This is a genomic window from Nonomuraea sp. NPDC047897, assembly GCF_043204415.1.
Taxonomy (GTDB): Bacteria; Actinomycetota; Actinomycetes; order Streptosporangiales; family Streptosporangiaceae; genus Nonomuraea.
On record NZ_JBIDCC010000032.1, the window covers coordinates 19,159 to 30,076 of the forward strand.

Consider the following 10,918-nt stretch of genomic DNA (forward strand, 5'->3'; position numbering starts at 1 on the left):
TTGCGAGTTCCGACAACGTGTGTACGTTAAAACGCTAACGTACGATAGCCTGTGTCGGGTGGGAACACACGGGCTGGGGCGACAAGATGGAGACGCGACGACTGCGGGCTTCGAGTACATCTTCCCAGCGATCCGGGGCGTGCAGGCAGGGCGTGAGTACTACGTCTCCATGTGTCCTCTGCGCCTCATCCCCAAGATCTTCCTGTTTGACGAGGACGAGCTCGCGCCCGAGGTCAGGGCGCAACGGGTCCTGAACAAAGGCCGCGTCCCAGCACTCGCCCGCTATATCCTGGAAAATCCAGACGATTACGTGTTTAGCGCGCTTACCGCATCAGTCGATGGATCGATGCGATTTATTGGGGTTTCCGATCAAGGCCCTGGGTTGAGGGTGGGGCAGCTCCACATCCCCATGGCATCGCGCTTCCTGATCAACGACGGACAGCATCGTCGAGCCGCCATCGAAGCCGCACTCAAAGAAAATCCGCCGCTGGGCGACGAGACAATCGCTGTCGTCTTCTTCCATGACGCCGGCCTTGAGCGCAGCCAGCAAATGTTCGCCGATCTCAACCGCCATGCGGTACGCCCCGCACGATCCATCGGCGTGCTTTATGACCACAGGGACGAGCTATCCCAGCTCACACGGCTGCTGGCACTGAAATGCCCAGTGTTCCGAAACTATGTCGAGATGGAGAGCAGCACTCTCTCGGCACGATCGCGCAAGCTCTTCACTTTGAGCGCACTGTACTCAGCCACCAGCGCCCTGCTCCAGGGGCTCGAAGTGGAAGGCAAGCAGGGCGAGAGCCTTGCATGGAGCTTCTGGGAAGCCGTCGACGAGCTGATTCCAGACTGGCGCGAGGTCCGCGGACGCGCCCTGTCAGCTGCTGAGATGCGCAAACAGTACCTCCACACGCACGGCATCGCACTCCACGCACTAGGCCTCCTCGGGAACACACTGCTACGAGATTCGCTTGACCCAGAAGAGTGGAAGCCTCGGCTCGCGCCGCTGCAGGACGTCGACTGGTCGCGCACCAACCCTGACTGGGAAGGGCGCGCCATCATCGGTGGCCGCGTCTCGAAGAATCACCAAAATGTCGTACTCACAGTGAATTATCTTCGACAGCAACTTGGTCTCGAACTGAGCATCGAGGAGCAGCAGGCCGAAGCCGCTTACCAGCGAGGAGAGCGATGAGCACCCCGACACCTAGTGTCGTCATGCTGAACACACCGACCCGGCGTACCGTTCCGTTCGAAGGCCGGGGCGGCCTTGCCGCCGTTGTGAGCGAGCTCACCGCAGAAATCCGAGAACTCTACCTAGCCGACCAGGTTCCCTGGGTCGTGGGTTACAGCGGAGGCAAAGACTCCACGGCCGTCCTTCAACTTGTCTGGATGGCCTTGCAGGGTCTCGAGCTAGAGCAACGCACCAAGCCGGTCTATGTCATCAGCACCGACACCTTGGTAGAAAACCCCGTCGTTGCTGCATGGGTTACCCAGTCGCTCGAAACCATGCGCAAGGCTGCGGAAGCACAGCAGCTGCCCATTCAGCCAAATAAGCTGACGCCTGAGGTTAAGGACACGTTCTGGGTAGGTCTCATCGGAAAGGGTTACCCAGCCCCTAGTCCAAAGTTCCGCTGGTGTACCGAGCGCCTAAAGATTCGTCCATCGAACTCCTTCATCAGAAGAGTGGTTCATGATCACGGCGAGGCCATTCTAGTCCTGGGCATCAGGAAGGCCGAGAGCCAGGCGCGCGCACGCGTGATGGAACGCCATGAGAAGCGACGGGTTCGTGAGCGCCTCTCGCCCAACGGAAATCTGCCAAATTCTCTCGTCTATAGCCCAGTCGAAGCCTGGAGCAACGACGAGGTGTGGACCTTCCTGATGCAGCAACCCAACCCTTGGGGGCATCCCAACAAGGATCTCCTCACGATGTACCAGGGCGCATCAAGTGACGGTGAATGCCCGCTAGTGGTCGATAACACCACCCCCTCCTGCGGAGATAGCCGTTTCGGGTGCTGGACCTGCACTCTTGTGGACAAAGACAAGTCCATGTCGGCCATGATCCAGAATGACGAAGAGAAGGGGTGGATGCTTCCGCTCTTGGAGCTCCGCGACGAGCTTGATGTGCCCGAAAACAGCCACTTGCGAGACTTTCGTAAGATGAATGGCACCATCCAGTTGGTTGGTGGCCGCAATATCCCCGGACCTTATACACAAAAGGCACGCGAAGACTGGCTGCGGAAGCTCCTGAACGCTCAAGCTTGGATCAGGGAAAATGCGCCAGAGTACGTCCAGGGAATCGAGCTGATCACCATGGATGAGCTCCATGAGATCCGGCGCATCTGGGTCTTCGAGAAGCACGAGATCGAAGATTCGCTTCCCCGTATCTACAAAGAGGAGATCGGAGAAGACTTCCCTGGCGAACCGCTAGACCAGCACCTGGCAGTGGCGGCCGATGAGGTTGAACTGCTGCTAGAGGTCTGCGATGGTGACGATCTCCACTTCAAGACGATGCGCGAGCTGCTGTCGGTTGAACGAAACTTCCGGACGATGACCCGCCGTTCTGGGCTTTTCGACGCGCTCGAAAGTACCATCAAGCGCGGATACTACGTGGATGCAGAAGATGCGCTAGAGCTCGCTCGCCGTAACCACCAAAACAAGATCGCCCCACCCCTGCCCGGACTGGATGAAGTGAGCCCCGATGCTCTTGCATGAAATCACGCTAGAGAACTTCGGCGCATACAAGGGTAAGCAAAGCCTGTCGCTGTCTCCTAAGCCAGGCCGGCCTATCATTCTGATCGGCGGACTCAACGGATGCGGTAAGACAACACTGCTTGATGCCATCCAGCTGGCGCTCTATGGCGCCCGTGCACGGTGCAGCGGGCGAGGTAACCGCTCCTACGAGGCATTTCTGCGCGACAGCGTGAACCGCCAGGCAACCCCTAAGCAAGCTGGTGTGAAGCTCTGGTTCTCGACAACCCTCGAGGGAGAACAGCGGCACTACCGGATCGAGCGGTACTGGAAAATCTCCGGAAAAACCGTCCCGGAGTCACTTGAAGTATTTGTGAACGGCGAATACGACAGGGCCATTAGCGAAACATGGGCGAACTACGTAGAGGATCTCCTCCCTCTCGAAGTCGCGTCGCTGTTCTTCTTTGACGGTGAAAAGATCGAGTCGCTCGCGGATCCGGAGCGCGCGGCCCCCGTCATCGAGTCAGCTGTTCAGTCTCTTCTTGGAGTCAGCACGGTCGAGCAGCTACGGACGGACTTGCTGGCCCTTCAGCGCCGTCAGAAGGTCACCAAGCAGGACGAGGCGGTCCTCGGACAGATCGCTGCCATCGAAGCTCAGCTAGAAGAGACCGAGCTGGCCAAAGCTGATGCCCTACAGCATGTAGCGGCGGTCAGGGCAGATCTCCTGCATGCGAAGAAGGAGCTCAAGGACATTGAGACCAAGTTCGCGAAGCAGGGAGGAGACCTTTTCCAGCGTCGTGCTGAGCTGCAGGCCCACAGGGATCAGGCTGAAAGACGACTCGCTGCCGTAAGGGAAACTCTGGCCAGCGCCGTGGCCGCAGGCCCACTGCCTCTCCTTCTTCTTCAGCCTCGATTCGCTGCGCTTAAGTCGCAGGTCGAAAAGGAGCAGGAAGCAACTCGTGCAGAGCAGATGCTCGGTGCCTTGCAGGAGAGGGATACAAAGCTCCTCGCTCTACTCGGCGAGGCGCAGGACACGACTGCGCTCAAGCAGGTGGCGGAGTTCCTGGAGAAGGACAGGTCCACCTGGAGCTCTAAGGCCGAGACTCCTAAGCCGATCCAGATGTCCTCCACCGGAATCAAGCAGCTCCAGCTACTTGATTCAGTTCTCACGACCGAGACGCACCGAGGGCGCGAACTGCTGGCCGAGTCAGCGAACCTTCGCCGCCAGCTGGACACCCTTGACCGACAGCTCGCCGGCGTCCCCGCCGAGGACGCCATCGCGGACCTGATCGCCCAGCAGGAGAAGGCGCGGCAGAAGGTCACTGACCTAGAGCGCGAGCTGCGGGCAGTAGAAGAGGCACATGCTGCCCACACTCGTGAGCATGAACAGCTCGTGACAGCTCGTGATCGCGCATATAGCAAACGAGCCATCGACATCGCGAAGATAGAGCATCGCTCGCGCGTCGTCTCCTATTCCGAGCGCGCACGCAACACGCTCGAGAAGTTCGGCGAGCTTCTCCTCAAGAGACACATCAACCGTCTTGAGGTAGCCGTACTGGATAGCTTCACCCGTCTCATGCGGAAAGACGGGCTAGTCAAGGACCTCCGCATCGACACAAGTAAGTTCACCCTGGTACTGATCAACGAAGACGGCGAGGAACTTAATCCCACACGCCTGAGCGCGGGTGAGCGGCAACTTCTCGCAGTATCTCTGCTCTGGGGACTGGCACGAGTAGCCGGAAACCGTCTACCGAGTGTAATCGACACTCCGCTGGGCCGCCTGGACAGTCGCCATCGCCAGAACTTGGTCACCCGATACTTCCCGCAAGCAAGCCACCAAGTCTTGTTGCTCTCAACCGATGAAGAGATCACTGACGATCTCTTGAAGAGCCTCATCCCGTCGATCGCACAGACATACACGCTTGTGCATGACGACAAAACGTTCACTACCACCGTCGAGCGTGGTTACGGGTGGGGGAAGACACGCTATGTCGCTTGACACAATCCGGTTGTCGCAGCCGGCCAAGGACCAGCTCATCAAGCTGAAGCGGGTCACAGGTATCAAGACGTGGAATGTGCTATGCCGGTGGGCGCTGGCTACCTCGCTCGCTGATGAGAGTACCCCGCTGGTTCGAGACATCGTGGCTGATTCAAATCTCGAGATGTCGTGGCGTACATTCGCCGGAGATCAGAGGGATTTGTACCTCGCGCTGCTGCGGCAGCGTTGTGTGGACGAAGGAGAGCAGCCGAGTGATGAAGCCGTCGCCCGGCTACTGGCTGTCCATCTGCACCGAGGAATCGGATATCTATCTGGCCGAACGGACATGAAGTCCATCGAAGATCTCGTGGCTACTGCCGTTAGATAGGCGCTTCGCTTGGCTCGGTGGGTAGTCCAAGTATCACCTGACCTACCCACCGAGCAGGACCTCTTTGTAGCGCCTAAACCACGAAGACCTTGCACGCATCCGCGAGCAGGCCGGCGACCCGAGAGTCATACTGCCCTAGGTTCCATGCTGGAAGTGAGCCTAGAGCTTGAGTTACAGAGCTCTTGCTCAGCGTAAAAAGGGCCTGCTTGTCCGAGAACCCCTTATTGCCAGCCGCAACGTTGTCTCTTGGATCCCAGTATGAGAGATTGCCTAGTCGATGCTTACACTCCTCAAGCGCCGCATCCTTGTCCGCTAGTAGTGCGTTTTGTGGATAGATGTGTTCGATCGTGGCTTGATCGATATCGACGACCGAGCCGGGGGAGTACTTCGGCGAGCCGTGCGCACCTTGCCGTAGCCAACCCCAATAGTCGTCGAGTGTCGTGAAGAACTCTCGGATGTTGCCTCGCTGGGAGGGGTGGTCGTAACGAAGTTTCTCCTTCAGCTGAGCCTTGAACTTTTCGTCCGGGGCCCGGTCCTTTATGAGCTGCCGCAGCCCAAGGAGCAGGCCATTCCAGCTCGGCACTGGATTGCCCGCTGAAGCGGCTTGCCGGAGCTCCTTTGCCATCGCGTAGTAATGCCGGCTCGCCGCTGTCGCGTGGCCATCACAGATGTTTTTGTAGCGGAATGCGAACTTCTCAAGTATGTGAACGAGGTCCGCGAACTTCTGTTCATCTACGCACCTGCAGGCCGCGAGCAAGAGCGGCAAGGAGAGCTTGTGTTTGAGAGTAACGACAAGTCTCTTTAGTCGCGCCCTTTGCCAGTCGCTCACGCTCGCATGTCTTTCGAGGGCGGTATAGGGCCACTGCCCCTTCTCGATGAGCTGGAATTTCTGAAATTCCTCGGCGAGCGTCTGCACTTGGAGGGCGGCGCCCAACGCATCGATTTCGTTTGCTGGGTTCAGCTTGAAAAGTTCGCGTTTAAGGCCACCGAATAGCCTTTCGGGGCTGAGCCGGCGACCTATCATCGACGGAAGGTAGTCTAGGAGAAATTCGTCGGCGATGGGGCTTCCTTCGGCAAGGATTTCATCCCACCGGCGCGAAGTATCGTCCTGAAGAACGGGATACTCGTCGAGCTGTTCCAGGGTGTGGCTTCGCAGCAGGTCGGCCACGGCTAGGCGTTTCCCGCGATCGTTGAGGACGCTAAAGAGGCGATACCCGCTTTGGCGGTCCTCGCTTACTATGTGGATGATAAAAGTGTCGCGTAGAATGGATTCACGCAGCCGTTGAAGCTCTTTGAACTTCTCGGATGTGTCGCTAGCCCTATCGAGGAGTTCGCATATTAGCTTGTCATATATCTGATCGAATGCGGCCTTCAGTAGCTTGTGGCTAGCCCGGCTTGGACCAGTCGTCGCCTTGTCCGTGAGTAGAGCGCGGAACTTTGGATCGTCTTCTTTGGACAGGCGTAGCCTGGGCTCTAGAGTCTTCCTGCCTTCCTCCACGTCGTACCGCTCATAGAAGAGATATTTATTAGACGTTTCTTCTGCAAATATGTCTAGACGAACTGCGAGCCTTTCGTCGCCGGCCGTGCGCGCTTCATCCTCCAACGATCGCGCCGTCTTGACGATTTGAGCGATGAGAAGATAGAAGGTGGTGAGTCTCTGCTGGCCATCCACGACCTCGTGCACCAGTGTGCTTGCTTGCGAATGGTCGGCAATTTGGATGGCGACCATTGACCCGAAGAAGTGATCGCTCTCCCCCATGTTGAGGAGGTTGAGGATATCACCGATGAATTCTTCTACACGCTCCGCATCCCAAGCGTAAGGCCTCTGGTACTTAGGAACGCGGAAGGGTGAGCGCTTCTCAAGCAGCTCTCCGACAGGCAAGCTGCTTGGCTTCACGGAGGCGGCGCTGCGGGGGGAGATCGACACGTCAAGAAATGGTACCCAATGAGTAGACGAGCAACAAGAAGCATCATCTCGGCTGTGAGGAGTGGATGGCCACGCTCATGATGTGGCATGAGGATCCGCTAAGGATGCATGTAGCTTCGCCTGCAATGGCACGTTATGTGCGTTATGCGGAATTAATTGTCAGCATGTACCCTATGGCTGCCGGAGGTGCCTCCGGAATGCTGGTGGATCTGCTGGATCAGGCCGGACGGCCAGACACGCCGGACGGTCCGCGGGGAGGGCGGCCCATCCCGCCAGGCGTAGTAACCGGACGCCGAGATGTCCAGCACGCGGAAGGGCACCTCGACGGGGATGCCTTCGCCGGCCATCTTCGCGATGGCCGCGAACCGTCTTTGGGGGCACCACCTCTCGCACCAGTTCGATTGCCCGCAGAGTGGTTTGCAGTTCTGTTTCCCACTCGGCGATGCGGCGCTTGCCGGCTGCTAGGCGGTGTTTCATGAGGCATTGAGCCACTGGTCGATCGCGGCGATGGTGAGTGTGGCCTCGAAGCGGACGGCGAGCTTGTCGTAGCGAGTGGCCATGCCGCGGTTCTGTTTGAGCTGGTTGATGCCGCATTCCACGGTGTGACGCCGGCGGTAGAGGCCGGGGTCGAAGGCTGGCGGCCGTCCGCCCTTGGAACCCTTGGCGCGCCGGTGGGCGTCCTGGTCGGCCTTGCTCGGGATGGACGCCTTGATTCCCTGCCGGCGCAGATGAGTGCGGTTGGCCTTGGTGGTGTAAGCCCTGTCGGCCAGCACAAGATCGGAACGGGTTCGGGGTCGGCCGCCACCCGTGCGGCCGACCCGGATCTTGCCCGGGACCGCGATGAACTGCAGGCTGTCTCCTCGGTGACCGGCCGTCACCAGCAGGGCCAGGGGTTACGGCCCTGCTCACAGGCCAGAAGCGTCTTGGTGGTCAGCCCGCCCAGCGAGCGGCCCAGCGCATGTTCGTTCGGTTCGTTCCCCGTCCCACCGGGCGGTTCCTTCTGCAGGTGGCCGTCCCGGCGCGCCCCCGCGGCGTGCTGATGGGCACGGCTGGTCGTGGAGTCCACGCTCACCGTCCAGCCGATCTTCCCGGCGGCGTCCGCCCGCCTTTGCAACGAGGCCAGGATCTTGGCCCAGGTGCCGTCACGCTGCCAGCGCCGGAACCGGGCGACGCCGAATGTCGTGGGATCCTGCGGCGTGTCCAAGTCACGGTTGAGGGAAACGTATACATGATGGCTGGGATTTGGACGGGCTCGCCCCAGGGCGTTACGACATACGTGACAGTATTACTCGAATACTTTTGGTCAGTGGATGCGTTGACCCTAGAACGCGCTCACAATCATTGAGCGCACGTTCGAGCAGCAGCAGTCCTTTTTCGATCGATCCCATCTTTAAATAAGCTGCAGCGCAGTTGCTCCGGGTGATTAAGGTGTCTGGGTGATCCCCCCCGAGGATACGGCGCGCAACTCGCCGAGACCTGGCAAAACACCGGGGTAGCACCGCACGAGGTGAGGCATACGCCGGCGTTAGGCCGCCCACAGCTCATCGACTGGTTTCGCCAGAGCGAAGTGCTCGCGTACCTTGCCAAAGAAGATCTCTCGATGCGGGTACCCGTCTCGATCCAGAGAGACGAGCCAGGCCACGCCCTCAGGCCCCAACCGCCAATGCTCGGCGAACTCCTCTGCCCAGCGGAAGAACGCGGTGTCGAGGTCAATGAGAGTCCTGTCGAGGTCGAAGAGGGCGAGGCGCTGCACGAGGCCACCCTAGATGTGAACATCTCGCCGGCACCGGCCGCCCCTGATCCGATATATGCCATCAGGGATGCCGCCAAGTCATCGCGCTATATCGAGCGATCAGGATCCTCCGGTCGCGTACAGGTGACGACCCGGGGGGCGCTGTTCCACGCGCTTGATTGGCTGATCGGGGCCGGATTAAGCGAAGATCCCGGTAATCTTCAGGACGTATCGGTGATGCGGCCCGACGGGCTTCCGCTCTGATGGCGGACACGCCCCCATACCGCACGAGTCTTTCGTGCTGCCTGGGGGTAGATCCGTGGCCGTTTTCCGGCATTCGGCGGAAAGTCTGGTCCAGCTGGTGTCCGAGTCGGTGCCCGAGCGCGTCCTCAGTGATGTGATCGCCGACTACCTGCGCGCCACCCAAGGGATCAATCCAGGCAGGAGTGAACGCAAGTCCTGGGATCGGAGCATCCCGATTCTGGCTCGGGATCTGGTCGAAGCCGGTCTGGGTGGCGTCGAGATGCTGATCGAGTACCAGCTCCCGTTAACCAGCAAGCGGGCGGACGTCATCCTCGCTGGACGCGACCGGCGGACAGGAGCGGACTCCTACCTGATCGTCGAACTCAAGCAGTGGAGCCAGGCCGAGCTGTACGAGGACGACGTCAACATGGTTCTGGTGTCGGGCATGGGGAACCGGCCCAAGCTTCACCCGGTCGTGCAGGTGCGGGGCTACTGCGAATACCTGGCCGACTTCGCCGGTGCCCTGGACCAACACCAGAACGCGGTGCGCGGGGTCGCTTACCTGCACAACGCCAGCGATCCGGACATCCACGACCTCTACGATCACGTCGAAGACGAGCGCACCCGGCTCTTCAGCAAGACGCGTCGGGGTCAGTTCGTCGACTACCTCAGGGCCCAGTTCGGGCCCGAGTCCGGGGCTGCGGCGGCCGATCGCCTGCTCTCCAGCGCCATCCGCCCGTCCAAGCAGCTGCTGAAGGTAGCCGCGGGTGAGATCAAGAACCGCGACCAGTTCCGCCTGTTGGCCGAGCAGCGCCTTGCCTACGAGATGGTGCTGCACGCGGTGGAGAAGGCACGGGCGGGCAACTCGAAGCAGGTGGTCATCATCACGGGAGGCCCCGGCTCTGGCAAGAGCGTCATCGCACTGTCCCTGCTGGGCGAACTGTCCGACCGCGGCTACTCCGCTCTGCATGCGACGGGTTCGCGCTCCTTCACCGAGACGATGAGGCGCGTCGTCGCCAAGGGGTCGACCCGGATGAAGGCGATGTTCAAGTACTTCAACAACTTCATGACCGCCAATCCCAATGAACTGGATGTGCTGATCTGTGACGAGGCCCACCGCATCCGCGAGACCTCGGCCAACCGGTTCACCAAGTCGACCCAGCGGACAGGTCGGCCACAGTTGGACGAGTTGATCGCCGCGGCGAGGGTGCCGGTGTTCCTGCTGGACGAGCATCAGGTGGTACGGCCGGGGGAGATGGGGCGGGTCGCTGACATCACGGCCTACGCACATTCTCTTGGCCTTGCCGTACACCAGGTCGATCTGGACGCGCAGTTCCGCTGCGGTGGGAGCCGCAAGTACGAGGAGTGGGTGCTGCGGCTGCTGGGTCTGGACGGCGACGCTCCGGAGGCATGGACGGATGACGACCACTTCGCCGTTTCCCTCGCCGAGTCGCCCCACGAGTTGGAGGCTCTGCTGAGGAGCAGGCTGGACGCGGGGTACTCGGCACGGATGACAGCGGGGTTCTGCTGGCCCTGGAGCGCCCCTAATGAGGACGACAGCCTGGTCGCGGACGTACGGGTCGGTGACTGGGCGCGGCCGTGGAACGTCAAGGGTGACAGGGCTGTGGGGAACGCTCCGGCCAGTGCCTTGTGGGCCTCAGCCCCCGGTGGCTTTGAGCAGGTGGGGTGCGTCTACACCGCACAGGGCTTCGAGTACGACTGGAACGGCGTGATCTTCGGCCCGGACCTGGTCTATCGAGACGGCAAGCTGGTCACCGTCCGCAGCGCCAGCAAAGACCCGGCACTGGTGCGGAAGGGGGTCAGCGATGAACAGGCGGACCGGCTGATCCGCAACACCTACAAGGTGCTGCTAAGACGTCGTCTCATTTGGCGAGTCGGCGGTAGCAAATGAGCGCTGCGGCGATGGCGACGAAGGACGCGAAGTGGTCGGCGCGGCGCTCGTAG

General features: G+C 60.4%; 10 protein-coding genes. 6 read left to right on the plus strand and 4 right to left on the minus strand.

What is annotated here, in order from left to right:
- Positions 1-58 precede the first annotated feature (58 nt).
- Genes dndB through dndE form a run of 4 tightly spaced genes read left to right on the plus strand, consistent with a single transcriptional unit; the run spans position 59 to position 5,051 of the window.
- Positions 59-1,189: a DNA sulfur modification protein DndB gene (gene dndB, locus ACGF0J_RS37930; RefSeq protein ID WP_393154136.1), complete on the plus strand. Its 1,131-nt coding sequence runs from the start codon at positions 59-61 to the stop codon at positions 1,187-1,189.
- Positions 1,186-2,709, plus strand: a complete 1,524-nt coding sequence (gene dndC / locus ACGF0J_RS37935; RefSeq protein ID WP_393154138.1) for a DNA phosphorothioation system sulfurtransferase DndC — start codon at positions 1,186-1,188, stop codon at positions 2,707-2,709. The genes dndB and dndC overlap by 4 nt, the downstream gene beginning before the upstream one ends.
- A complete protein-coding gene (gene dndD, locus ACGF0J_RS37940; RefSeq protein WP_393154140.1) occupies positions 2,696-4,684 on the plus strand; it encodes a DNA sulfur modification protein DndD in 1,989 nt (662 codons plus the stop codon). The genes dndC and dndD overlap by 14 nt, the downstream gene beginning before the upstream one ends.
- Positions 4,674-5,051: a DNA sulfur modification protein DndE gene (gene dndE / locus ACGF0J_RS37945; protein ID WP_393154142.1), complete on the plus strand. Its 378-nt coding sequence runs from the start codon at positions 4,674-4,676 to the stop codon at positions 5,049-5,051. Before dndD ends, dndE begins: the two co-directional genes overlap by 11 nt.
- A 73-nt stretch (positions 5,052-5,124) precedes the next feature.
- Here the strand turns inward: dndE and ACGF0J_RS37950 are convergent, their stop codons facing one another.
- The 4 genes from ACGF0J_RS37950 to ACGF0J_RS37965 all read right to left on the minus strand — a co-directional run bounded on the left by ACGF0J_RS37950 (position 5,125) and on the right by ACGF0J_RS37965 (position 8,516).
- Complete coding sequence (locus ACGF0J_RS37950; RefSeq protein WP_393154144.1) at positions 5,125-6,978, minus strand: DUF262 domain-containing protein; 1,854 nt, start codon at positions 6,976-6,978, stop codon at positions 5,125-5,127.
- A 473-nt stretch (positions 6,979-7,451) separates the two neighbouring features.
- Positions 7,452-7,856, minus strand: coding sequence for a transposase (locus tag ACGF0J_RS37955; protein ID WP_393154146.1), 405 nt, complete (start codon positions 7,854-7,856; stop codon positions 7,452-7,454).
- Positions 7,853-8,182, minus strand: a complete 330-nt coding sequence (locus tag ACGF0J_RS37960; protein WP_393154148.1) for a hypothetical protein — start codon at positions 8,180-8,182, stop codon at positions 7,853-7,855. The genes ACGF0J_RS37955 and ACGF0J_RS37960 overlap by 4 nt, the downstream gene beginning before the upstream one ends.
- Before the next feature lie 61 nt (positions 8,183-8,243).
- Positions 8,244-8,516, minus strand: coding sequence for a tetratricopeptide repeat protein (locus ACGF0J_RS37965; protein WP_393154150.1), 273 nt, complete (start codon positions 8,514-8,516; stop codon positions 8,244-8,246).
- Between ACGF0J_RS37965 and ACGF0J_RS37970 the strand changes: the two genes are divergently transcribed.
- Positions 8,486-8,974 carry a hypothetical protein gene (locus ACGF0J_RS37970; protein ID WP_393154154.1) on the plus strand — a complete coding sequence of 163 codons (489 nt, stop codon included), beginning with the start codon at positions 8,486-8,488 and terminating at the stop codon, positions 8,972-8,974. The two genes, ACGF0J_RS37965 and ACGF0J_RS37970, sit on opposite strands and share 31 nt — an antisense overlap.
- A gap of 55 nt (positions 8,975-9,029) precedes the next feature.
- Positions 9,030-10,865, plus strand: coding sequence for a DNA/RNA helicase domain-containing protein (locus tag ACGF0J_RS37975; protein ID WP_393154152.1), 1,836 nt, complete (start codon positions 9,030-9,032; stop codon positions 10,863-10,865).
- Positions 10,866-10,918: the final 53 nt, after the last annotated feature.

Coding starts and splice junctions, on each gene's coding strand:
- dndD (WP_393154140.1), top strand. CDS start 2,696: ATGCTCTTGCATGAAATCACGCTAGAGAACTTCGGCGCATACAAGGGT.
- dndE (WP_393154142.1), top strand. CDS start 4,674: ATGTCGCTTGACACAATCCGGTTGTCGCAGCCGGCCAAGGACCAGCTC.
- dndC (WP_393154138.1), top strand. CDS start 1,186: ATGAGCACCCCGACACCTAGTGTCGTCATGCTGAACACACCGACCCGG.